Origin of the sequence: Mycobacterium bulgaricum (assembly GCF_041287165.2) — a bacterium.
In the GTDB taxonomy this organism is placed as follows: Bacteria; Actinomycetota; Actinomycetes; order Mycobacteriales; family Mycobacteriaceae; genus Mycobacterium; species Mycobacterium bulgaricum.
This window is the reverse complement of sequence record NZ_JBGGKV020000002.1, coordinates 173,637-197,035: the sequence shown is the minus strand read 5'-3', so window position 1 is coordinate 197,035 and position 23,399 is coordinate 173,637. Positions and strand designations below refer to the sequence as shown.

Annotated in this window: 20 protein-coding genes and 1 pseudogene; 13 read left to right on the top strand and 8 right to left on the bottom strand. The window is 67.6% G+C overall.

The window, feature by feature from the left end; genetic code table 11:
* The first annotated feature begins 72 nt into the window (after nucleotides 1-72).
* Genes ACAG24_RS07440 through ACAG24_RS07430 form a run of 3 tightly spaced genes read left to right on the top strand, consistent with a single transcriptional unit; the run spans nucleotide 73 to nucleotide 2,880 of the window.
* Entirely contained in the window at nucleotides 73-492 is a 420-nt protein-coding gene (locus ACAG24_RS07440) for a cytidine deaminase (RefSeq protein ID WP_370472442.1), read from the top strand.
* Nucleotides 489-1,781 carry a thymidine phosphorylase gene (locus ACAG24_RS07435; protein ID WP_370472443.1) on the top strand — a complete coding sequence of 431 codons (1,293 nt, stop codon included), beginning with the start codon at nucleotides 489-491 and terminating at the stop codon, nucleotides 1,779-1,781. The genes ACAG24_RS07440 and ACAG24_RS07435 overlap by 4 nt, the downstream gene beginning before the upstream one ends.
* Before the next feature lie 10 nt (nucleotides 1,782-1,791).
* Nucleotides 1,792-2,880, top strand: a complete 1,089-nt coding sequence (locus ACAG24_RS07430) for an adenosine deaminase (RefSeq protein ID WP_370472444.1) — start codon at nucleotides 1,792-1,794, stop codon at nucleotides 2,878-2,880.
* A 109-nt stretch (nucleotides 2,881-2,989) separates the two neighbouring features.
* On the opposite strand, the gene satS is transcribed toward ACAG24_RS07430, so the two are convergent.
* Entirely contained in the window at nucleotides 2,990-4,240 is a 1,251-nt protein-coding gene (gene satS / locus ACAG24_RS07425) for a protein export chaperone SatS (RefSeq protein ID WP_370472445.1), read from the bottom strand.
* A gap of 135 nt (nucleotides 4,241-4,375) precedes the next feature.
* On the opposite strand from satS, the gene ACAG24_RS07420 reads away from it, so the two are divergent.
* On the top strand, nucleotides 4,376-5,245 hold the full coding sequence (locus ACAG24_RS07420; RefSeq protein ID WP_370472650.1) for an LLM class F420-dependent oxidoreductase: 870 nt from the start codon (nucleotides 4,376-4,378) through the stop codon (nucleotides 5,243-5,245).
* Between the two features lie 4 nt (nucleotides 5,246-5,249).
* Here ACAG24_RS07420 and ACAG24_RS07415 read toward each other — a convergent pair whose 3' ends face one another.
* Both ACAG24_RS07415 and ACAG24_RS07410 read right to left on the bottom strand, forming a co-directional pair.
* Entirely contained in the window at nucleotides 5,250-6,338 is a 1,089-nt protein-coding gene (locus tag ACAG24_RS07415) for a C40 family peptidase (RefSeq protein WP_370472446.1), read from the bottom strand.
* A complete protein-coding gene (locus ACAG24_RS07410) occupies nucleotides 6,338-6,640 on the bottom strand; it encodes an ESX-1 secretion-associated protein (protein WP_370472447.1) in 303 nt (100 codons plus the stop codon). The genes ACAG24_RS07415 and ACAG24_RS07410 overlap by 1 nt, the downstream gene beginning before the upstream one ends.
* A gap of 50 nt (nucleotides 6,641-6,690) precedes the next feature.
* On the opposite strand from ACAG24_RS07410, the gene upp reads away from it, so the two are divergent.
* Nucleotides 6,691-7,314, top strand: a complete 624-nt coding sequence (gene upp, locus ACAG24_RS07405; protein ID WP_370472448.1) for a uracil phosphoribosyltransferase — start codon at nucleotides 6,691-6,693, stop codon at nucleotides 7,312-7,314.
* Here upp and ACAG24_RS07400 read toward each other — a convergent pair.
* Nucleotides 7,213-8,867: pseudogene (locus ACAG24_RS07400) on the bottom strand (phospho-sugar mutase). The gene upp and the pseudogene ACAG24_RS07400 sit on opposite strands and share 102 nt — an antisense overlap.
* A 4-nt stretch (nucleotides 8,868-8,871) precedes the next feature.
* On the bottom strand, nucleotides 8,872-9,321 hold the full coding sequence (locus ACAG24_RS07395; protein ID WP_370472651.1) for a MarR family winged helix-turn-helix transcriptional regulator: 450 nt from the start codon (nucleotides 9,319-9,321) through the stop codon (nucleotides 8,872-8,874).
* 90 nt (nucleotides 9,322-9,411) lie between these two features.
* Between ACAG24_RS07395 and ACAG24_RS07390 the strand changes: the two genes are divergently transcribed.
* Complete coding sequence (locus ACAG24_RS07390) at nucleotides 9,412-10,536, top strand: AbrB family protein (RefSeq protein ID WP_370472449.1); 1,125 nt, start codon at nucleotides 9,412-9,414, stop codon at nucleotides 10,534-10,536.
* On the opposite strand, the gene ACAG24_RS07385 is transcribed toward ACAG24_RS07390, so the two are convergent.
* Complete coding sequence (locus ACAG24_RS07385) at nucleotides 10,482-11,276, bottom strand: purine-nucleoside phosphorylase (protein WP_370472450.1); 795 nt, start codon at nucleotides 11,274-11,276, stop codon at nucleotides 10,482-10,484. The genes ACAG24_RS07390 and ACAG24_RS07385 overlap by 55 nt on opposite strands.
* A gap of 45 nt (nucleotides 11,277-11,321) precedes the next feature.
* Here ACAG24_RS07385 and ACAG24_RS07380 point away from each other — a divergent pair, with 45 nt between their 5' ends.
* Together ACAG24_RS07380 and ACAG24_RS07375 are read left to right on the top strand one after the other, a co-directional pair.
* Nucleotides 11,322-12,500 (top strand): M20 family metallopeptidase, encoded by a 1,179-nt coding sequence (locus tag ACAG24_RS07380; RefSeq protein WP_370472451.1) that lies wholly within the window; start codon nucleotides 11,322-11,324, stop codon nucleotides 12,498-12,500.
* On the top strand, nucleotides 12,497-13,672 hold the full coding sequence (locus tag ACAG24_RS07375; RefSeq protein WP_370472452.1) for a M20 family metallopeptidase: 1,176 nt from the start codon (nucleotides 12,497-12,499) through the stop codon (nucleotides 13,670-13,672). Before ACAG24_RS07380 ends, ACAG24_RS07375 begins: the two co-directional genes overlap by 4 nt.
* A gap of 81 nt (nucleotides 13,673-13,753) precedes the next feature.
* Here ACAG24_RS07375 and ACAG24_RS07370 read toward each other — a convergent pair whose 3' ends face one another.
* Nucleotides 13,754-14,326 (bottom strand): TetR/AcrR family transcriptional regulator, encoded by a 573-nt coding sequence (locus ACAG24_RS07370; RefSeq protein ID WP_370472453.1) that lies wholly within the window; start codon nucleotides 14,324-14,326, stop codon nucleotides 13,754-13,756.
* Between the two features lie 237 nt (nucleotides 14,327-14,563).
* On the opposite strand from ACAG24_RS07370, the gene ACAG24_RS07365 reads away from it, so the two are divergent.
* Together ACAG24_RS07365 and ACAG24_RS07360 are read left to right on the top strand one after the other, a co-directional pair.
* On the top strand, nucleotides 14,564-17,446 hold the full coding sequence (locus tag ACAG24_RS07365) for an MMPL/RND family transporter (protein ID WP_370472652.1): 2,883 nt from the start codon (nucleotides 14,564-14,566) through the stop codon (nucleotides 17,444-17,446).
* Between the two features lie 125 nt (nucleotides 17,447-17,571).
* Nucleotides 17,572-18,459: a type IV toxin-antitoxin system AbiEi family antitoxin gene (locus tag ACAG24_RS07360; RefSeq protein WP_370472454.1), complete on the top strand. Its 888-nt coding sequence runs from the start codon at nucleotides 17,572-17,574 to the stop codon at nucleotides 18,457-18,459.
* Nucleotides 18,460-18,531: 72 nt separating this feature from the next.
* On the opposite strand, the gene ACAG24_RS07355 is transcribed toward ACAG24_RS07360, so the two are convergent.
* Nucleotides 18,532-19,005 (bottom strand): gamma-glutamylcyclotransferase family protein, encoded by a 474-nt coding sequence (locus ACAG24_RS07355; RefSeq protein ID WP_024448930.1) that lies wholly within the window; start codon nucleotides 19,003-19,005, stop codon nucleotides 18,532-18,534.
* Between the two features lie 71 nt (nucleotides 19,006-19,076).
* Here ACAG24_RS07355 and ACAG24_RS07350 point away from each other — a divergent pair, with 71 nt between their 5' ends.
* The 3 genes from ACAG24_RS07350 (at nucleotide 19,077) to ACAG24_RS07340 (ending at nucleotide 23,277) form a co-directional block, all read left to right on the top strand.
* Nucleotides 19,077-20,492, top strand: coding sequence for an NAD(P)H-quinone dehydrogenase (locus tag ACAG24_RS07350; protein ID WP_370472455.1), 1,416 nt, complete (start codon nucleotides 19,077-19,079; stop codon nucleotides 20,490-20,492).
* A 146-nt stretch (nucleotides 20,493-20,638) separates the two neighbouring features.
* On the top strand, nucleotides 20,639-22,414 hold the full coding sequence (gene glpD, locus ACAG24_RS07345; RefSeq protein WP_445206176.1) for a glycerol-3-phosphate dehydrogenase: 1,776 nt from the start codon (nucleotides 20,639-20,641) through the stop codon (nucleotides 22,412-22,414).
* Nucleotides 22,411-23,277 carry a pseudouridine synthase gene (locus ACAG24_RS07340; protein WP_370472456.1) on the top strand — a complete coding sequence of 289 codons (867 nt, stop codon included), beginning with the start codon at nucleotides 22,411-22,413 and terminating at the stop codon, nucleotides 23,275-23,277. The genes glpD and ACAG24_RS07340 overlap by 4 nt, the downstream gene beginning before the upstream one ends.
* Nucleotides 23,278-23,399 lie beyond the last annotated feature (122 nt).

The following is a 23,399-nucleotide window of genomic DNA, read 5'->3' as shown; positions in this document are numbered from 1 at the left end:
GCCCTATCTGCGACTTCTGGTCATGTGACAGGGGGTTCGGAATGGATTCAGAATTGCGTCGGACGGCGTGGCATGACGGCTGACATCGACTGGAAAGTATTGCGCCGCAAGGCGATTGCCGTATCGTCCGATGCATACGCACCGTATTCGCGCTTTCGGGTCGGGGCGGCGGCGCTGGTCGATGATGACCGAATCGTCACCGGATGCAATGTGGAAAATGTCTCATATGGCCTAGGTCTCTGTGCCGAGTGCGCAGTGGTCTGCGCCCTACATTCCGGCGGTGGCGGACGCCTGGTCGCACTGTCCTGCGTGGGCCCCGACGGCGAGGTTCTGATGCCGTGCGGACGATGCAGACAGGTCCTTCTCGAGCACGGCGGGGCGGGCCTGCTGATCGACCACCCGCAGGGTCCCAAGCCGCTGGGCGAGCTGCTGCCGGATGCGTTCGGGCCCGACGATCTCGCGCGGACCCGTCCGGTCGAGGGGACTCTGTGAACTTCGACGCACCCACCGTGATCCGGACCAAACGCGACGGCGGCGTCCTCTCCGACGAAGCCATCGACTGGGTCATCGACGCCTACACCCGCGGCCGGGTGGCCGACGCCCAGATGTCGGCGTTGCTGATGGCGATCTTTTTGCGCGGCATGACCAACGGCGAGATCGCCCGCTGGACGGTGGCGATGATCGCATCGGGGGAGCGGCTCGACTTCAGCGACCTGCGTCGGAACGGCAAGCCGCTCGCGCTCGTCGACAAGCACTCCACCGGTGGGGTCGGTGACAAGATCACCATCCCGCTGGTGCCGATCGTGATGGCCTGCGGAGGGGCGGTGCCGCAGGCGGCGGGGCGTGGGCTCGGTCATACCGGCGGCACGCTCGACAAGCTGGAGTCCATCCCCGGCTTCACCGCCGAGATCACGAAAACGCAGATACGCCAACAACTCTGCGATCTCGGCGCAGCGATCTTCGCCGCCGGTGAGCTTGCCCCCGCCGACCGCAAGATCTACGCGCTGCGCGACGTCACCGCGACGACGGAGTCGTTACCGCTGATCGCAAGCTCGGTGATGAGCAAGAAGATCGCCGAGGGCACGCGCGCTCTGGTGCTCGACTCCAAGGTCGGTTCGGGGGCGTTCCTCGACACCGAGGCCGAATCGCGGGAGCTGGCCCGCACCATGGTCGAACTGGGCACCGAGCACGGTGTCGACACGCGCGCGCTGCTCACCGACATGCAGGCCCCGCTGGGACGCACCGCGGGCAACGCCATCGAGGTCGTCGAATCGCTGGAAGTGCTGGCCGGTGGCGGACCCGACGACGTGGTGGAGCTGACCGTGGCGCTGGCGAGGGAAATGTGTGACGCCGCCGGTCTCGATGGGGTCGACCCCGCGCAGACGTTGCGCGACGGGACGGCGATGGACAGCTTCCGGGAGCTGGTAGCCGCTCAGGGCGGCGACGCCGCCGCCCCACTGCCCCTCGGTTCGCACACCGAGACCGTCAACGCCGCCCACGGTGGCACGATGGGAGACATCGATGCGATGGCGGTGGGACTGGCGGTATGGCGGCTGGGAGCAGGCCGCTCGGTCCCTGGCGAACAGGTCCAGTTCGGCGCAGGGATCCGCATTCACCGCAGGCCCGGCGAACCCGTCGCTGCGGGAGAGCCGCTGTTCACGCTGTACACCGATGCGCCGGAACGTCTCGTGCCCGCGGCGCGTGAACTCGACGGCGCATGGAGCGTCGGCCCGTCCGCGCCGCCGGTGCGGCCGCTCATCATCGACCGGATCACCATCTGAGGGGGGATCAGTGAAGACACCGCTCACTCTCGACAACATCATGCGGGCGCCGAAGGCGTTGCTCCATGATCATCTGGACGGGGGTTTGCGGCCGTCGACGGTCCTCGACCTGGCCGAGCAGTACGGCTACCGCGAGTTGCCCGAGTCCGACGTGGACGCTCTGGCAACCTTCTTCCGCACCGCCGCGCACAGCGGGTCGCTGGTGCGTTATCTGGAGCCGTTCGCGCACACCGTCGGCGTCATGCAGACCCCGGACGCGCTGCACCGCGTCGCCCGGGAGTGCGTCGAAGACCTGGCCGCCGACAATGTCGTCTACGCCGAGGTCCGCTTCGCGCCGGAACTGCACATCGACGGCGGGCTGTCGCTCGACTCCGTCATCGACGCGGTGCTGGCCGGCTTCGCCGACGGCGAGAAAGCCGCAGCCGCCGAGGGACGCAGCATCACGGTGCGCTGTCTGGTCACGGCCATGAGGCACGCAGCGCGGTCGCGGGAGATCGCTGCGCTGGCGATCCGGTTCCGGGACAAGGGTGTTGTCGGATTCGACATCGCAGGCGCCGAGGCAGGCTACCCGCCCACCCGTCATCTCGATGCCTTCGAATACATGCGAAGCAACAACGCGCGCTTCACGATTCACGCGGGCGAGGCGTTCGGTCTGCCGTCGATCCACGAGGCGATCGCATTCTGCGGCGCCGACCGGCTCGGCCACGGGGTACGCATCGTCGACGACATCGTCGTCAACGATGACGGCGACGCGACGCTCGGCCGGTTGGCGTCCCTGTTGCGGGACAAGCGCATTCCGCTGGAGCTCTGTCCGAGCAGCAACGTGCAGACCGGAGCTGTGGCGAGCATCGCCGAGCATCCGTTCGCGCTGCTCGCGAGTCTGCGGTTCCGCGTGACGGTGAACACCGACAACCGGTTGATGAGCGACACCACCATGAGCCAGGAGATGCTGCGCCTGGTCGAGGCGTTCGGTTACGGGTGGAGTGACCTGCAGCGCTTCACGATCAACGCGATGAAGTCGGCGTTCATCTCCTTCGACGAGCGGCTGGCGATCATCGACGAGGTCATCAAGCCCCGCTACGCCGTCCTGGTCGGGTAGCGGTCGCGGTCGCACCGCGAGCGCGCGTGTCTGCACACAGACACGCCGCGAAGGGTGTCAATCAACGCGCCCTCACCCGCGACGAGCGCGCCCCAATGCTCGCGGCCGGCTACTCGCTGCGCAGGCGGGACTCCACGAAGCGCTCCAGCGACTCCCACTGCGTCACCGCGTCGGCATACGGCGCGCTCGGGCGGCTGATCTTCTTCGGGTTGAGCACGTGTCCGATCACTCGGCCCAGCGCGGTGTTCGGGTCCAGCTTCGTGTCGACTGTCGTCTCCTCCGAATAGTCGCCGATGTCGCGCAGCAGTTCGACCGCCAACTCGATCTGGTCGCGGTCCAGCGCATCGGGGCCCTCGGCAAGGTCGTCGACGATGTCGGTGAGCACGTAGACGTTGTCGTCGGTCACGTCGACGCGCAGCGAACCGTCGGTCGCGGCGGTCCGGATGTCGTCGTAGGTGGCCAGGTCTGCGAGGTCGTGGTCGTGCTCGTCGGCGAGGTAGCGCGCCAGCGCCCGCTCCGACGGGAACACGCTGATCCGGCCATTGCGGCCCAGGAAGATCGGGCGGTCGTCGAAGTAGCAGCGCAGCGTGAAATAGGTACCGCCGGTCATCATCACGCGGATCGGGTCGATGCCCACCCGCTCCCAGAAGTCCTTGTCGCTGCCGAGCACCTTGGTTTCGGCCACGGCGGCGAGTTCGTCGGATTCCTCCTCGGTGTCGACGACGTCATCGATCACCAGATCGTCCTCGTCGGGCTCGGGCGCGTCTTCGTCGAGTTCGGCCTGCGCCTTCTCCGCGGCGGCACTGTCCACCTCGGGCGTGGTGATGATTGCGTCGAGCGCCTCGATCACGGCGTCCCAGCCTTTGGCGATGATCTTCTCGATCTCGGCCCAGCGCTTGCGACCGGCGCGGCCGGAGAACGCCTCGGCGCCGCCGCCCACGGTGCCGAGCACCGGGTTGCCGTTGAAGAACTTGGTGACCGCGGGCAGCTCGCACACCGATCCCATGGACGACACCACCGCCAGCGCGCCGTGGAGCGCGCGGACGCTGTCCTCGGTGGGCTTCTGCGACAGGAGTTCTTCGAGAACGACCAGGTCGTGGGTGTGCTCGTCGGTGGGGTCGAGCCGGTGGGCGTTGGCCTGGGTCAGCTTCTCCCACGCCGGATGATCGACCAGGTCGTTGTCGTTGTTCGTCCGCACGAATGCCACCAGGTCGGCGACGGAGTCGAGCACGTAGAGGTCCTCGTCCTTGCCGAGGAAGGCCTCCCACTCGTCGCCGTCGGCCCGCCACCGCGGCGCCCACAGGGTGTACACGTCGCCCTTGGTCAGCTTCAGCCCGATCGGCACGATGTCAGCAGCCATGCGGCACAGCCTAACCACCGGTCCCGGCCGTGATGAGGGCATGGTTGCGGTAAGGGGACGGTCGGCGCACTGTTGCCGTACCGCAACCCGTTCGTCGCTCGGAGTGTTCGTCAAGCCTGCCATGATCGCCGGATGATCAGACTCGGCCTCCACGGACTCGGCATCGCCGCGGGTGCGCAACGCACCGTGATCGATGCCGTGGCCGCCACCGCCGAGCGCTCGGGTTTCGCGACGCTGTGGGTCGGCGAGCACGTCGTGATGGTCGACGAATCGGATTCGCACTACCCCTACAGCGACGATGGACGGATCGCCATCTCCGCCGACGCCGATTGGTTGGATCCGCTGGTCACGCTGAGTTTCGCCGCTGCGGCGACCAACCGCATCGACTTGGCGACGGGTGTGCTGCTGCTTCCCGAACACAATCCTGTGATCACCGCCAAGCAGGCCGCGTCTCTGGACCGGATGACGGGCGGCCGGCTGTCGCTCGGCGTCGGCGTCGGATGGTCAAGGGAGGAGTACGACGCACTCGGGGTTCCGTTCGAGGGACGCGGGCGTCGCCTGACCGAGTATGTCGCCGCGATGCGGACCCTCTGGCATGAGGACGTCGCATCGTTTTCCGGTGAGTTCGTCTCGTTCGACCGGGTGCGGCTCAACCCCAAGCCGCACGGCCGTTCGATACCGATCGTGCTGGGAGGCAATTCCGACGCCGCGCTGCGCCGGGCCGCCGAATGGGGCGACGGCTGGTACGGCTTCAACCTCGCCGACGTCGAGGAAGCAGCCTTCCGGGCCTCGAAGCTGCGGTCTCTGTGCCGAGAGGTCGGCCGCGATCCGACAGACCTGCGCCTGGCGGTGTCACTGCAGGACCCTGTGCCCACCGACGCCGTGAGATTGGCCGACGCGGGGATCGACGAACTGGTGCTCGTCGCCGGCCCGCCCGCCGATCCGATCGCCGCCGAAGCGTGGATCTCCGATCTCGCAAGCAAGTGGATGCGGGTCCGCGCCTAGCCCGTCAGCCCGTGGGCCTCCAGAACCCCTGGAAGCCCTGGCCCGCATTCGCGGTCCTGATCGGTGACAGTTTCACCGGGTCGCCTGCCTCGACCATGAGGCCATCGCCGACGACCATCGCGACGTGGCCGTCCCACACGGCGAGATCGCCCGGCAGCAGCGCGCCGGCGGCTACCGAAGCGCCGACGTCCTGCTCCTGAGCCAATCGCGGAAGGTTCAGCCCCGCCTCTTGATACGCCCACTGCGTCAAGCCGCTGCAATCCAAGCCCACGCCGGGGGTGGTCCCGCCCCACTGGTAGGGCACGCCCAGCTGCGTCAGCGCGTGCCGAACTGCGTTGGCCGCCACCGCGTTCGGCGCCATGACGACGCTCCCGTCGGGGAGGTGGATCGCCACGCCGTCGCCGAACTCCGCCGCTTCCGGCGTCTCGCTCACATCGGGACGGGTGAACGAAGCAAGCTCGGCCGGCAATCCCGAACCGCCAACAGAACTTCCGAGACCTGGACCGCCGCCCGAGCCGAAACCGCCCGCCGGCGATCCGACGGGCAGCCCCGCCGCGCCGCCCGAGTAGCCCGAGGGTGTGGTCGGTGCCGCCGCGGGAGCACGGGAATCCAGCACCGCCACATGCCCGTCGAGCTCGGCCTGCAGGTCTTCGACGATCCTGATGGCCTGCGCGAGCGCATCCCGCGCCGCGGTGAGAAGCTCGCGTGCCACCCCCGGCGAATTCAGGTGTGGCTCCAGCGCAGCGGCCTTCGCCTCGAAGTCGTCGACGAGGTCCTGCAGGCGCCGGTGGGCACTGGCCACGGCCTGTGCGGCGTCGTTCGCGACCCCACCTAAGCGGCGTGCGCGGTCGGCGGCGCCGTCGATCGCCGCGGCAGTGGTCGTCGCGAACTCCGCGGCGGCGTCGGCCCCGGCACCCGACCATCCGTCGCCGGTCCGGCGCCACGCCTGGCCGGCTTCACCCGCCACGCTCTCCAGCACATCCCGCACTCTGTCGAGCGTCGCGGCAGGATCAGCCGACGGATCTGCGCTCCATCCCGGGCCCACGAGAGCCTGCACATGCCGGAGTGGCGCCGCCAATGCCTCCACCGTCATCAGACGGCGATCCGGACAGCGGCGGCGTCATCGGCGACGGTATATCCGTGCGCGGTTCCGGCCGCCGCCGTGGTTCCCGCCGCGACCACCCGGCTGAGCTCGGCGACGCCGTCGGCGTCGTCTCGCGCAGCCCTCGACAACGACGCGAGAAACTGTGCGCCAACAGAACCGAACACCGCGCGTGATCCCTCGCCCGCCGACGACAGCGAGACGGCCGCCTGTTTCAGTTCGGCAGCGTGGGCGGCGCAGGCGGCAGCGTAGTCATGGATCAGGCCGATATCTGCGGACAGGCGCGCGTACATATGGATATGACGCCGCACATCGCCCGTCGGTTCCCATAAGGTCGTGACCCATGGATGTGCGCGTCGTCGATCACCCTCTTGCTGCCGCTCGATTGACCACTCTGCGCGACGAGCGCACCGACAACGCCGGTTTCCGCGCCGCGCTGCGCGATCTCACCCTGATGCTCGTCTACGAAGCCACCCGCGACCTGACGACCGAGACCATCTCCGTGCGCACCCCACTCGCAGAGACCGCCGGCGCCAAAATCGCCGTGCCGCCGCTTCTTGTTCCGGTGCTGCGGGCCGGGCTCGGCATGGTCGACCAGGCGCACGAACTGATTCCCGAGGCGCGGGTGGGCTTCGTGGGGGTGGCTCGCAACGAGGAGACCCACCAGCCGACGCCCTACCTGGAGTCCCTACCCGACGACCTCAGCCGCCAGCCGGTGATCGTGCTCGACCCGATGCTCGCCACCGGTGGGTCGATGGTCCACACCCTGGAACTTCTCTTCCAACGCGATGCCGTAGACGTCACGGTCATCTGCGTGGTCACCGCCCCGGAAGGGCTTGCGGCGGTGGAGAAGGCCGCTCCGAGGCTACGACTGTTCACCGCCTCGATCGACTCGGGCCTCAACGACATCGCCTATATCGTCCCCGGATTGGGCGATGCCGGCGACCGCCAGTTCGGTCCTCGCTAACAGCTCCTCCGCTCGCGAGCGCGCCTGGCCCACTTCGCCGGCACAGCGAATCTCGATGTAGGACTTCAACTTCGGCTCGGTTCCGGACGGTCGGGTGACGACCCGCAGGGATGTGGTGTCGTCACCTCCGGTGAGGATCAGCGCGTCCGTGCGCGGCGCGAGATCGGTCGCAACCACGGCGTACCCGGCCATTTCACCGGGCGGTGCGGTGCGCAGCCGGGTCATCAGGGCAGCCGCATCCTCGGGCGAGTCGACACGCCGCGTGACAGCGACCGTCCTGTGCACCCCGTGACGAGAGGCGAGGTCGTCGAGCGCATCGAGGATGGTGTGACCCTGCCGCCGCAGCGCGACGACGAGATCGCACGCCAGCACCGCGGCGCTGATGCCATCCTTGTCGCGCACCGCAGCAGGATCCACGCAGTGCCCGATGGCCTCCTCGTAGGCGTAGACAAGGGGTGCATCGAGTCCCTCGTCGGCGCGGGCCAGCCACTTGAAACCAGTCAGCGTCTCGACATGGCGGGCGCCGTGGGCGGCGGCAATGCTGGCCAGCATCCGCGACGACACCACCGTGCTGGCCACCAGGGCCGGCCCAGGCGTGTGCGACAGTATGTATTCGCCCAGCAGCCAACCGGTTTCGTCACCGCTGAGCATCCGCCAACCCGCCGGTGTCGGCACCCCGATCGCGCACCGGTCGGCGTCTGGGTCGAGCGCGATGGCGATCTCGGCATCGACCTCGGCGGCCAGCGCGAGTAGTTGTCGGACGCTCCGGGTTCCTCGGGGTTGGGGAACGCGACGGTCGGGAAGTCGGCGTCGGGTGCGAACTGTCGCTCGACGACGTGCACGTCGCCGAAACCCGCCAACGCCAGGGCGTCCAGTGCGAATTCGCCGCCGACTCCGTGCATCGGCGTCAACGCGACGCGCGCAGAACCGGTGGTACGACGGACCGACGCGGCCCGCTCCAGATACGCGCGCAGCTGCTCAGAACCCGAGGCTGCGACGGGCGCGCGGGGAACCTCGTCGGCGTACGGCGCTGCGGCGATGGCGGTTTCGATGTCGCGGTCGGTGGGGGAGACGATCTGCATGCCGCCGGGGAAGTACACCTTGTACCCGTTGTCGGTTGGCGGGTTGTGCGATGCCGTGATCTGTACACCGGCGGCCGCGTTCATGCTTCTGACGGCGTACGCCACGGCCGGCGTCGGCACATGGGTGGGCATCAAGGTTACGGTAAATCCCTGAGCCGCAAATGCTTCGGCGGCAGCGGACCCGAATTCGGCAGAGCGGTGCCGGGCGTCGTAGCCCACCACGATCTGTGACCCGCTCATTCCTCGGTCGGTCAGTACCTGGGCCACGGCCCATGTCGCGCGCAGGACCACTGCAAGGTTCATCCCGTTGGGCCCTGCCCGCATGGGGCCGCGAAGGCCGGCGGTGCCGAAAGTCAGCGGCCGGGAGAACCGATCTGCGATCTCGGCCGCACTGCAGGCCGCCAGTTCGGCCGCTGCGTCCGGGTCGGGGTCGTGAGCGATCCACTTCCGCACCTCGGCTGACGTCGTCACCGCGTCAGCTCGCCGGATTCGCGTCCGCGGACGCCAGCTTGCGCAGAATCGGAGCCACCAGCATCAGCAGGTCGAACTCGAGGTCGGACAGGCTGTCGCGCATGGTCTGGTGCAGCCACGCGTCGCGCTCGCCGCGGTCGGCCTCCAGCAACGTCGTGCCCTCGGGCGTGATCTCCACGAGCTGGCGACGCCGGTCTGTCTCGTCCGGGCGACGCGCGATGAGTCCCCGCGCCTCGAGTTCGTTGAACGAATCCGTCAGCGACTGAACGCGGACCTGTAGTCGGACGCCGAGCTCGGCGGGTGTCGTCACGCCGGCACGGCTGATCTCGCCGAGGAGTTGCAGCTGGCTGACCGTGAGGCCGTTGTCCGGGCGGTGCCGTCGCAGCTGGCGCGTCACCGCCATCATCGATTCGCGCAGCTCGGTGGCGGCCGAAAGGCTGGAACCGGTAACCATTACCAAGTTATCCCTTGGCATATTTTGTGCTTCATCGAACATCGCCCGTCATTGAGATCTTGAATTGTTAAGAGCATACTTGCCATCAGTATGAAGTGGTGGCAGCAGATACTCCGGTGGACGATTCTCCTCGCGGTGACCGTCGCGGTCACCGTTCCGCTGACGAAAGCCGGCGTTCCGTCGGCGGCCCTGTTCGCGGCGCTCGCTGTCGGCGTGGTGCTGGCACTCATGGCAGCGGGCCCCGAACGGGTTCCCCGGAAGTTGGGGATCGCCGCTCAGGGTGTTCTCGGCGTCTACATCGGCACGATGGTCCAACAGGACGCCCTCTCGACGCTGCAGGGAGACTGGCTGATCGTCGTCGCAGTCGCCGTCGGAACCCTGCTTTTGAGCATCGTCGCGGGCGCCCTGCTCGGTCTGCGGCGCGACGTCACACCTCTGACCGGATCGCTCGCCCTGGTCGCGGGCGGGGCTTCGGGGCTGGTGGCCATCGCGCGAGAACTCGGCGGGGATGACCGCGTCGTCGCGGTGGTGCAATATCTGCGGGTCGCGCTGGTGACCGCGTCCATGCCCGTCGTCGTCACGCTGATCTATCACGCCGACCGGTCGCACAGTGCGGCTCGGGTGGCTGAAACCGCTTCAGCGCCTTGGTATCTCAGCGTCGGCATCATGGCCGTGCTGATCGTGGTCGGATCGGTGGGCGGCCGGATGATCCGATTGCCCGGCGCAGGGCTGCTCGGTCCGCTCGCTCTGACGGTCGCTCTCGAAGTCAGCGGGTGGTCGTTCGGGCTGTCGGTACCGATGCTGCTGGTCCAGGCCGGCTACATGCTGATCGGCTGGCAGGCGGGTCTGGCGTTCACGCGGGAGTCGCTGCGCAGCGTGGGCAAACTGCTGCCCGCCGCGCTCGCCTTGATCGTGTTCATCGGCGTTGCGACCGCCGGTCTCGGCATCGTGCTGGCCCATGTCGCCGGCCTGACCCCGTTAGAGGGCTACCTGGCGACCAGTCCCGGCGGCGTGTACGCGGTCCTTGCGACGGCGGTGGAGACCGGCTCGAATGTCACCTTCATCATCGCCGCGCAGGTGGTGCGGATCTTGCTGATGCTGTTCGCGGCGCCGCTGATGGCTCGCGGCGTGGTGTGGGCCAGTCGCAAATTCACCAGGGATCAGAGCCGCGAGATGACCGCCGACAGCAGAGAACCCATCCGCGTCGCCGACTGACGGCCCGCCTCCAGAACCTCGTCGTGGCTCAACGGCTGGCCCGTCATCCCCGCCGCAAGATTCGTCACCAGCGACACTCCGAACACGTCGGCGCCGGCCGCGCGGGCCGCGATCGTCTCGTGCACCGTTGACATGCCCACCAGGTCGGCGCCTAGCGTGCGCAGCATCCGGATCTCGGCGGGCGTCTCGTAGTGCGGTCCCGGCAGCCCTGCATACACGCCCTCGGCCAGCGACGGTTCGATCTCGCGCGCGATGTCGCGCAGGCGTGGCGAGTACGCATCCACCATGTCGACGAACTGCGGACCCTGCAGTGGCGAGCGTGCCGTCAGGTTGAGGTGGTCGCTGATCAGCACCGGCTGGCCGACAGAGAAGTCCGACCGCAGACCGCCCGCCGCGTTCGTCAGGACGACGGTATGGACACCGGCCGCGCATGCCGTCCGCACGGGGTGCACGACGTGACGCAGATCGTGGCCTTCGTACGGGTGGATGCGGCCCACCAGGACCAGGACACGACGCGGCCCGACACGTAGCGACTGCACCTCACCGCTGTGCCCCTGTGCGCTCGGCGGGCTGAAGCCGGGAAGGTCGGCCATCGGAACGACGGCGGCGGGCTCGCCGATCTGCGCGGCGGCGGGCGCCCAGCCCGATCCCAGGACGACGGCCACGTCGTGCGCGTCGACGCCGGTCCGCTCCCTCAGTGCATTCGCTGCCTGTTGGGCGGCTGCTGCCGGATCGTCCACAGGCGGCAGCTTAGTGGGGCTTTGCGCAGTGAGATACTGGCCTGCATGCCTATTGCCACCGCGTCGACGAGCGTCGAAGACGCGGTCAACGCTCGCCGCGGTGACCTGGTTGCGTTGTCCCACGCGATCCATGCCGAACCCGAACTCGCGTTCGCCGAACACCGCAGCTGCGCCAAGACCACGGCGTTGGTCGCGGAGCGGGGTTTCGAGATCTCCGCCGTGGCGGATCTGGACACCGCGTTCCGGGCGGTCTTCGGCAGCGGCCCGCTCGTCGTCGGAATCTGCGCCGAATACGATGCGCTGCCCGGTATCGGCCACGCGTGCGGCCACAACATCATTGCCGCGTCGGCGGTCGGCACGGCACTGGCCCTGGCCGAGGTCGCCGACGAACTCGGGCTGACGGTCGTGCTGCTCGGCACCCCCGCCGAGGAACTGGGCGGCGGCAAAGCGCTGATGCTCGACGCAGGCGCGTTCGACGACATCGCGGCAACCGTGATGCTGCACCCCGGCCCGGTCGACATCGCCGCGGCGCGTTCACTCGCGTTGTCGGAGGTGACCATCGGCTACACGGGTCGCGAATCGCACGCGGCGGTCGCGCCGTACCTCGGTATCAACGCGGCCGATGCCGTCACCGTGACTCAGGTGGCCATCGGTCTGCTGCGGCAGCAACTGGCGCCCGGGCAGATGGTGCACGGCATCGTCACCGACGGCGGCCAGGCCTCCAACGTCATTCCCGGCCACGCCGAGTTGCGGTACACGATGCGCGCGACGCACTCGGAGTCGTTGCGGGAGTTGGAGTCTCGGATGGCGGGGTGTTTCGCCGCAGGCGCGGTCGCGACGGGCTGCGAGCATGTGGTGACCGAGACGGCACCTGCCTACGCCGAGCTGAGGCCCGACCCGTGGCTGGCGGACACGATTCGCGGCGAGATGGTGCGCGTCGGACGGGCGCCGGTGCCGGCCGAGCTGGAGGCGTCGCTGCCGCTGGGCAGCACGGACATGGGCAATGTGACGCAGGTGATGCCAGGCATCCATCCGGTCGTCGGCATCGACGCCGGGGGTGCGTCCATTCACCAGCCGGAGTTCACCGCGGCCGCGGTGAACGCCAGCGCGGACCTCGCCGTGGCAGAGGGGGCGATCATGCTGGCCCGTACCGTCGTGGCTCTGGCCGAGTCCGACGTCGAGAGGAGCCGGGTGCTGGAGCAGTGGCAGAGGCGGGCCTCATGAGCGTGTTGAAACATGCCGCGGCGCGCTGGCTGAGCGAGCACTACGACGAGCTCGTCGGGTGGCGCAGGCAGATCCACCGGCATCCCGAGCTGGGGCGGCAGGAGTTCGCGACGACACAGTTCGTCGCGTCGCTGCTCGCCGACGCCGGGCTGAACCCGAAGGTGCTGCCGGGCGGAACAGGTCTGATGTGCGACTTCGGGCCCGAGGACGGTCCGCGGGTCGCGCTGCGCGCCGACATGGACGCGCTGCCGATGGCCGAGCGGACCGGGTTGTCGTTCTCGTCGGAGGTGCCGAACGTCGCGCATGCGTGCGGCCATGATGCGCACACCGCAGTGCTGCTCGGTGCGGCGCTGGCGATGGCGTCGGAGGCCGAACTACCGGTCGGCGTGCGGTTGATCTTCCAGGCCGCCGAGGAGTTGATGCCCGGCGGCGCGATCGACGCGATCGCGGCCGGGGCGCTGACCGGGGTGTCGCGGATCTATGCGTTGCACTGCGATCCGCACCTGGCGGTGGGCCGCGTCGCGGTGAAGCCGGGCCCGATCACGTCGGCGGCCGACCACATCGAGGTGACGCTTCATTCGCCGGGCGGGCACACATCGCGTCCGCATCTGACCGGCGATCTCGTCTACGGGCTCGGCACGCTGATCACCGGGGTGCCGGGCATCCTGTCGCGCCGCATCGATCCACGCCACAGCACGGTGATGGTGTGGGGCGCGGTGCATGCCGGCGTCGCTGCCAACGCGATCCCGCAGACGGGCTCGATGGCGGGCACCATCCGCACGGCCAGCCGCGAGACCTGGTTGACACTGGAAGACGTTGTGCAGGAAGCGATTGCATCGCTGCTCGCTCCGTTGGGCATCGAATATGTGGTGCAGTATCGGCGCGGGGTGCCGCCGGTGGTCAACGAGGAGGTCGCCACGCGCATCATGACCCATGCAATCGAGGCGATCGGGCCCGACGTGCTCGCCGACACCCAACAGTCCGGTGGCGGCGAGGACTTCTCCTGGTATCTCGAAGAGGTGCCCGGCGCGATGGCCCGCCTCGGTGTCTGGAGCGGTCGCGGCAAGCAGTTGGATCTGCACCAGCCGACCTTCGATCTCGACGAGCGCGCGCTCGGTGTGGGCGTGCGACTGCTGGTCAACCTGGTCGAGAACAGCGCCGCAGTGCCCTGAGATTCGCACCGCGAGCGCGCGTGTCTGCACAGGTACGCGCCGCGATAGTTGGCATTTCGCGCTCGCTCACCGACCCGCGAGTCAGCACGACGGCACACAGACTTCGAGGAACTTCTTTGTCAGATCCAGCAGGATCTCCTGAAGTTCGGCGTCGTCGAGCTCGCTGATCATCGGATCTGTGACGCAGCCGTGAACGCCCGCGCTGAACATCGAGATCGCCACCCGCGTCGCATTGTCGGGGTCCGGACCGAGGAGCACACCGGCGAGCCGTTCGCCGACGACGCGGAACTCGTCGGTCCCTTCGAGAAGGTGGTGCACCGTCGGGTCGCCGTAGAACACGCTGGAGATGCGGCGGTGCCGGATGATCAGCTCGACCATGCCGCCCATCGTCACGCTGCGGCGTGTCTCGGTCGTCGGCAACGTGTCGGCGATGCGCAGCAGGTGCTCGATGTCGTCGAACACCGGTTTGACGACCGCCAGCGCGATGTCGTCTTTGGAATGGAACTGGTAGTAGACGGCGGCCTTCGTCACGCCGAGCCGGTCGGCGATCATCTGGAGCGACGTACCGCTGACGCCGTGATCCGAGAACAGCTCGAGGGCGGCTTCGAGCACGCGCTCGCGCGCGAAGCCGCGCATCGCCACGGGCTTGGCCATGGTCACCCCCTCGCGCTGCGGTCGGCGGAACTGTATCCCAGGTCACGCCCGGTGTTGAGGTGGACGCAGATCACTACTTAGTCGTCCGGCTTGTGTGAACTTAGCCGATTGGATAGGTTAGCCCTGCTAACCGGATAATTCCTGTCGAACGCGGCCGGGCCGTAACGACTTTCGAGCGGAGGAGTCGCGACGGTGAACGGGGCTTCGGCGACAGAACAACCACCGCCGACGAGCCGCCTGCGCGAAGAGAATCGGGCCACGCCGCACTTCTACGGCATCGCCCGCTTCATCCGCCGGGCCTCGGTGCCCATCATCCTGATCTGGGTTGCCGTCGCCGCATTCCTCAACGTCTCCGTGCCGCAGCTGGAGGCCGTCGGCAAGCTGCGGTCGGTGTCGATGAGCCCCGACGAGGCACCGGCCGTCATCTCGATGGAACGCATCGGCGAGGTCTTCGAAGAGTACGAGTCGAGCAGCTCGGCGATGATCGTCCTCGAAGGGGAGCAGCCGCTCGGCGACGATGCACGCGCCTACTACGCCAAGCTGATCGAAGCGCTCGAATCCGACCCCGTCCATGTCGAGCACGTCCAAGACCTGTGGAGCGATCCGCTGACCGCCGCCGGTGCGCAGAGCGGCGACGGCAGGTCGATGTATTTCCAGGTCAATCTCGCGGGCAACCAGGGGGAGGCGCTCGCCAACGAATCCGTGGCCGCCGTCCAGCAGTTGGTGGCCGACAGCCAGCCGCCCGCCGGGGTGCAGGCCTATGTCACGGGCGCGTCGGTCCTGGCGGCCGAACAGGAGACCGCGGGCACCGAGAGCCTGCGGATGGTCGAGGCGCTGACGTTCCTCGTCATCACGATCATGCTGGTGCTGTTCTTCCGCTCCATCGTCACGACGCTGCTGATCCTGGTGATGGTGGGGCTGAGCTTGATGACGGTTCGTGGAGCGGTGGCGTTCCTCGGTTTTCACGACATCATCGGCCTGTCCACCTTCGCGACGAGCCTGCTCGTCACACTGGCCATCGCGATCGCCGTGGACTACGCCATCTTCCTGATTGGCCGCTATCAGGAGGCCAGGGGCAGCGGGCAGTCGCGAGAAGACGCGTACTACACGATGTTCGGCGGCAACGCGCACGTGATCGTGGGGTCCGGCCTGACCATCGCCGGGGCCACGTTCTGCCTGAGCTTCACCCGGCTGCCGTACTTCCAGACCCTCGGTGTTCCGCTGGCGCTCGGCATGCTGGTGCTGATCTGCGTGGCGATGACGTTCGGACCGGCAGTGGTGGTCGTGGCGAGCCGGTTCGGGTTGCTGGAACCCAAGCGCGCCATGCGTGTTCGCGGCTGGCGCAAGATCGGTGCGGCCACGGTGCGCTGGCCCGGCGCGATCCTGGTGGCCAGCGTGGCGGTGTCATTGATCGGCCTTCTCGCCCTGCCCGGCTACCAGACCAGCTACAACGACCGCAACTATCTGCCCGCCGACATCCAGTCCAATGTCGGGTATGCCGCCGCTGAGCGGCACTTCTCGCCGGCGCGCCTGAATCCCGAGATGCTGATGGTGGAAACCGATCGGGATCTTCGCAATTCGGCCGACTTCATCGTCATCGACAAGATCGCCAAGGCGCTGTTCGCTGTCGAGGGGATCGGCCGCGTCCAGACCATCACCCGTCCCGACGGCACGCCGATCGAGGGCACCACGATCCCGTACATCATGAGCCGCCAAAGCGGTACGCAGCAGCTCAACGAGAAGTACATGTTGGACCGGATGGACGACATGTCCGTGCAGGCCGCATCGTTGGACAACACCATCGCGACGATGACCAAGATGATGTCGCTGATGGGGCAGATGTCGGACATCACCACGAGCATGGTGGCCAAGACGAAGACCATGGCCGCCGACATCACCGAATTGCGGGACCACATCGCCGATCTCGACGATTTCCTGCGGCCCGTCCGGAACTACTTCTACTGGGAACCGCACTGCTACAACATCCCGGTCTGCTGGTCGATGCGGTCGATCTTCGACCTGATCGACGGCACGAACCTGCTGACCGACAACGTCCAGGACCTCGTTCCCGAACTGGAGCGGCTCGCAGCGCTCATGCCCGAGCTGATCAAACTCATGCCGTCCCAGATCGAATCGATGAAATCGCAGCGCGACATGATGCTGACGATGCAGCAGACCCAGGGCGGGCAGCTCAAGGCGGCGGCCGAAATGGGCGGCGACGCCACCGACATGGGCGACGCCTTCAACGACGCCATGAACGCCGATACCTTCTACTTGCCGCCGGAAGCCTTCCAGAACAAGGACTTCCAAAGCGGCATGGAGCAATTCATCTCGCCCAACGGGCATGCCGTGCGGTTCATCATCGCCCACGAGGGTGATCCGCTCAGCCCCGACGGCATCGAGAAGATCGACGCCCTCAAGAACGCGGCCAAGGAAGCGATCAAGGGCACGCCGCTGGAGGGTTCGAAGATCTACCTCGGCGGCACGGCGGCCACGTTCAAGGACATGGCCGATGGCACGCAGTACGACCTGCTGATCGCCGGAATCGCCGCCATCGGGTTGATTTTCATCATCATGCTGATCCTCACCCGAGCGATCGTGGCGGCCGCGGTGATCGTCGGCACCGTGGTGCTGTCGCTGGGTGCGTCGTTCGGACTGTCGGTGCTCGTCTGGCAGCACCTCATCGGTATCGAGCTGCACTGGATGGTGTTGCCGATGGCGGTGATCATCCTGCTGGCCGTCGGCGCGGACTACAATCTGCTGGTCGTGTCGCGACTCAAGGAAGAGGTGCACGCCGGTCTGCACACTGGCCTGATCCGCACGATGGGCGGCAGCGGATCGGTGGTCACCGCGGCGGGCATGGTGTTCGCCCTGACGATGATGACGATGGCGATCAGCGACCTGACGATCGTGGGACAGGTCGGCACGACGATCGGTATGGGCCTGATCTTCGACACCCTGGTGATCCGGTCGTTCATGACGCCGTCGATCGCGGCTCTGCTGGGCCGGTGGTTCTGGTGGCCGCAGAAGGTCCGCACCCGCCCACGTCCGGTTCCGTGGGGCAGCGGCAGCGGCAGTGGCGGCGGCCCCGCACCGCGAGCGCGCGTGTCTGCACAGTGACACACCGCGGCGGCTGGCATTTCGCGCGCCGTCGCCTCGATCGAGTTATGCACAACCGCTCGTTCATCCCCAGATCCGCACGCACGCCTAGCTAGTCGAACCATTGGCGCCGGAGCATCGGCGTCATGAACGACGAACTGCAGGCCCTTTTCGACGCCCAGGACGGCGTGGCGACGTGCGGGCAGATCCTCGACCACCTGCCCCGGCGGCGATTCGAGAAACTCGTGGAAACGGGTGTGCTGGACCGTATCTGGCATGGCATCTACTGCGCGGGCGAGCCAGACCGCGACGTGCGGTTGCGCGGGCTGGATTTGTCGACGGGCAGGCGCGTCGCAGTGTGTCTCGGCACGGCGGCCGCGCTGTACGGATTCGACACGGAGCAACCGCCGGAATTGCACGTGCTCAATCCGCCGGGATGCGCGCTGCGCGATGCGGACGGGCTCGTCGTCCACCGTCGCGACGGCGCGCCACTGGTGACGGTCGACGGCCGACGCGCAACCTCACCGGCGTGGACCGCCGTGGAGGTGGCGCGCAGCCTGCGCCGCCCCCGCGCGCTGGCGACACTCGATGCGGCGCTGCGCAGTGGCACGTGTACGCGTCCCGACCTGTGGCGTGCGGCCCTCGAACAGAAAGGTCGCCGCGGCATCGTCGCGGTGCGCAACCTGTTGCCGTTGGCCGATGCCCGTGCGGAATCGCCGGGGGAGAGCGCGGCACGGATGGCCATGATCGACGGCGGTCTGCCCCTCCCGGAACTCCAGTACGAGGTCGTCGACGGCAACGGCGATCTGCGACGGCTCGACTTCGTGTGGCCCGACGCGGGCGTCGCCGCTGAGTACGACGGCGTCGATTGGCACTCCGAACCGGAGGCGCTGCAGCGCGATCGGCGGCGTCAGGCCGCGCTGATGGCGGTGGGTCTGACGGTGGTCCCGATCGTGTCCGAGGACCTCAGGGATGGCGGATGGGCGATGGCCGCGCGCATCGGTGAGCAATTACGTCGCGCTCGCGCAGCGTGAACGCGCGCGAAATGCCAGAAGTTGCGGCGCGCCGCTGTGCAGACACGCGCGCTCGCGGTGCCGAGGCGACCCCTAGGATCCGGGGCCGACGTTTCCGGCCGGGCGCGTGCGCAGGTCGTGCACGTATTCTGCTGGAGCCCCGGCGATTTCGGCGGCATCGGCCATCACGCCGAGATACCGCGCTGACGGAATCCCGCCCTCCCACGCGTCGAGCACGTACAGCCACGCCAACACCGGATCGGTGTCGGTGTCCGACGACGTCCGCTCCACCCGGCAGCGGATCTTCTTGTGGAACCCGAGCTCGGAGCCCTCCCAGCGGTCGAGGTTCTCCTCGTCTTCCTTCGTCACGTCATAGAGCACGACGAACACTTTCGACGTCGGGTCCTCGACAATCGTGGCGAGCGCACCTTCCCACGCGATGTCGGCACCACCGAACGTCAGGCGCCACCCGTGGAGCCAGCCCGTCCCGGCCATCGGAGAATGCGGAGCCCGTTCAAGCATCTGCTCGGGATGCATATTCGATCCGTAGGCGGCGTAGATCGGCACGCGAGAAGCTTAAACGCATTGTGTAGCGACGGCTGCCAACCATCGTTACCTCGGTGGCCTAGGTTGGAACCGTGGTAACGCGCATCGTGATCATCGGCGGAGGACCGGCGGGCTACGAAGCGGCGTTGGTGGCCGCCGCTCGGGGTCGCGATGTCACGCAAGTGACCGTCATCGACGAAGACGGGCTCGGGGGTGCCTGCGTCCTCTACGACTGCGTGCCGTCGAAGACGCTGATCGCCTCGACGGGTGTGCGCACCGAGCTGCGCCGCGCCGGGGGCATGGGCTTCGACATCGACATCGAAGCCGCCAAGATCGAGCTGCCGAAGATCAACAACCGCGCCAAGACGCTGGCGGCGTCGCAGTCGGCCGACATTGGCAGCCAGCTGCTCAACCAGGGCGTGACGATCATCGGCGGTCGGGGCGAACTGGTCGACGACGTCGCAGGCATGGCTCACCACCGCGTGAAGGTCACCACCTCCGACGGCAAGGTCGGTGTGCTCAAGGCCGACGTCGTGCTCATCGCCACCGGCGCGCAGCCTCGCGTGCTGCCCAACGCGGTACCCGACGGGGAGCGCATCCTCACCTGGCGTCAGCTCTACGAACTCGGCGAACTGCCCACGCACCTCATCATCGTGGGATCCGGCGTGACCGGCGCCGAGTTCTGCAACGCCTACACCGAGCTGGGCGTGACGGTGACGGTCGTGGCCAGCCGCGACCAGATCCTGCCGCACGAAGACTCCGACGCCGCCGCGGTCCTTGAACAGGTCTTCGAACAGCGCGGCGTGACGCTGGTCAAGAACGCGCGCGCAGATTCGGTGACCCGCACCGACACAGGCGTCAAGGTCGCCATCGCCGACGGGCGCGTCATCGAAGGCAGCCACGCCCTGATGACGGTCGGTTCAGTGCCCAACACCTCGGGTCTGGGTCTGGAACGCGTCGGCATCGAACTCAAGTCCGGCGGCTACATCCCCGTCGACCGGGTCTCGCGGACCCCGGCCCCCGGCATCTACGCCGCCGGCGACTGCACGGGTCTGCTTCCGCTGGCCTCGGTGGCCGCCATGCAGGGCCGCATCGCGATGTATCACGCGCTCGGCGAAGGGGTGTCGCCGATCCGGCTGCGCACCGTCGCGGCGGCCACGTTCACGCGACCCGAGATCGGCGCGGTCGGGATCCCGCAGTCCGCGATCGACGACGGGAGCGTGCCCGCCCGCACCCTGATGTTGCCGCTGAGTACCAACGCCCGCGCGAAGATGTCCTTGTTGCAGCACGGCTTCGTCAAGATCTTCTGCCGGCCTGCGACGGGGGTGGTGATCGGCGGTGTCGTGGTGGCGCCGATCGCCTCCGAGCTGATCCTGCCGATCGCGTTGGCGGTGCAGAACAATCTGTCGGTGACCGATCTGGCGCAGACTCTGTCGGTGTATCCGTCGCTGTCGGGTTCGATCGTGGAGGCCGCGCGCCGCCTGATGGCGCACGACGATCTCGACTAGACCCTCGTTCCTCGCCGCTTGATCGTCATCCGACTGAATCCATGGTCGGACTCCTCAACGCGGCTCGTTCCTCGCCGCTTGATCGTCATCCGACTAGCCTGGGGTTCGACAACGCGTACTGACGAGTAACCGAGGAGTCGTCCAGCGTGAGTGACCCGATCCCAGCAGCTGCGGCGAGCGAACCGACGGGGAATGCTCCGGGCAACGGGCAGACATTCCTGAGCCCCGACCAGCGACGAGATGCGTGGCAGCGGCTCGGCAACGAACAATTCGACGTCATCGTCATCGGCGGCGGGATCGTCGGCGCCGGCGCTGCGCTCGACGCTGCGACCCGCGGCCTGAAAGTGGCGCTGGTCGAGGCGCGGGACTTCGCGTCGGGCACGTCGAGCCGCAGCAGCAAGATGTTCCACGGCGGTCTGCGCTATCTGGAGCAGCTGGAGTTCGGTCTGGTGCGTGAAGCACTGCACGAGCGTGAACTGTCGTTGACGACGCTCGCGCCGCATCTGGTCAAACCGCTGCCGTTCCTGTTCCCGCTCACCAACCGCTGGTGGGAGCGGCCCTACATCGCGGCCGGCATCTTTCTCTACGACCAGCTGGGCGGCGCCAAATCGGTTCCGGCGCAGAAACATCTGACGCGTTCCGGGGCTCTGCGGCTCTCACCCGGCCTGAAGCGTTCTTCCCTTGTCGGTGGAATCCGCTACTACGACACCGTCGTCGACGACGCTCGTCACACGATGACGGTCGCGCGGACGGCGGCGCACTACGGCGCCGTCGTGCGCACCTCGACGCAGGTCGTCGCCCTGCTCCGCGAGGGGGATCGCGTCACCGGCGTACGGGTGCGTGACTCCGAGGACGGCGAGGTCACCGAGGTGTCCGGCCACGTGGTCGTCAACGCCACCGGAGTCTGGACCGACGAGATCCAGGCGTTGTCCAAGCAGCGCGGCCGTTTCCGTGTCCGAGCGTCCAAGGGTGTGCACATCGTGGTGCCCCGCGACCGCGTCGTCAGCGAGGTCGCCATCATCCTGCGCACCGAGAAGTCGGTGCTGTTCGTCATTCCGTGGGGCACGCACTGGATCATCGGGACCACCGACACCGACTGGAACCTCGACCTCGCGCACCCGGCCGCGACGAAGGCCGACATCGACTACATCCTCGGCCACGTCAACAAAGTGCTGGCCACCCCGCTGACCCACGACGACATCGACGGGGTCTACGCCGGGTTGCGGCCGCTGCTGGCCGGAGAAAGCGAAGAGACCTCGAAGCTGTCGCGGGAACATGCGGTGGCGGTGCCCTCGCCCGGCCTGGTCGCCATCGCAGGCGGCAAGTACACCACCTACCGCGTGATGGCCGAGGACGCCATCGATGCTGCTGCCGAGTTCATCCCGACGCGCGTGGCACCGTCGATCACCGAGAAGGTCCCTCTGATGGGCGCCGACGGATACTTCGCGCTGGTGAATCAAACCGGCAGTGTCGGTTCGCATTACGGATTGCATCCGTATCGGGTGCGCCACCTGCTGGACCGGTACGGGTCTCTGATCGGCGAGGTGCTCAAGCTTGCCGACGACAAGCCCGAACTGCTCGGGCCCATCACCGACGCGCCGGTGTATCTGAAGGTCGAAGCCGCCTACGCTGCCGCCGCCGAGGGCGCGCTGCACCTCGAAGACATCCTCGCCAGGCGTATGCGGATCTCCATCGAGTACCCGCATCGCGGTGTCGACTGTGCCCGCGAGGTCGCCGAAGTCGTTGCGCCCATTTTGGGTTGGAGTGCTGAGGACGTCGACCGCGAAGTTAAGACGTATCAGGCCCGAGTCGAGGCCGAGGTCCGATCGCAGACCCAGCCCGACGACGCGTCCGCCGATGCCTTGCGTGCCGCGGCCCCTGAGGCCCGGGCGGAAATTCTTGAGCCAGTGCCCCTGACATGAGGCGTCCCGCGCCGCTTCCCGTGCGCGACGGACTCGGGCCGGCGCGGGTGAGGTTGCGCGGGGGAGCCGTGCTCGTCGAGTTGGCGGATCGTTTCGGTGCGGACGCCGCCGAGAAGGTGCTCAACGGAGAAGTGGTGACCGCCGACGGTAGCGTCGTGACCGCAGCTACTGTGCTGCAACCGAATTCGCTGGTGTACCTCTACCGTGACCTGCCCGACGAAGTCCCGGTGCCATTCGACATACCGATCCTGTTCCGCGACGATGACGTCGTCGTCGTGGACAAGCCGCATTTCCTCGCCACCATGCCCCGCGGCCGTCACGTCGCCGAGACGGCGCTCGTTCGGCTGCGTCGCGAGCTGGAGTTGCCTGAGCTGAGCCCGGCTCACCGCCTCGACCGGCTCACCGCGGGCGTCTTGTTGTTCACCACCCGCCGCGAGGTCCGGGGCGCGTATCAGACCATGTTTGCCCGCGGAGAAGTGGCGAAGACGTATCTCGCCCACTCCTCGTCAGCCAGCGAGCAGGAATTCCCGATCACCGTTCAGAGCCGAATAGTCAAGCGGCGAGGCTGTTTACAAGCAGTCGAGGAGCCAGGCGAGCCGAACGCCGAAACGTTCGTCGAGTATCTGGGTGGCGGCCGATACCGGTTGTCCCCGCGCACCGGTCGCACTCACCAACTGCGTCTGCACATGTCGCGACTCGGCGTGCCGATCACCGGAGACCCGCTGTATCCCCGCGTTGTCGAAGTCGATCCCGCGGACTTCTCGGCGCCGTTGGAGCTTCTGGCGCAGTCGCTGGAATTTTACGATCCCCTGACCGGCGTGCACCGCAGGTTCAGCAGCGAGCGAACCTTGGCCGGCACGTAGTGTGCGCTCAGATCGCGACTCCCCTCGGTCGATCGCGCATGATCGCGATCTGAGCGCACGCCGGAAGTTCAGCGACATTCCGTTTCCGTGCCTGCGCGGCCCCGACACCGCACAGAGGGAAA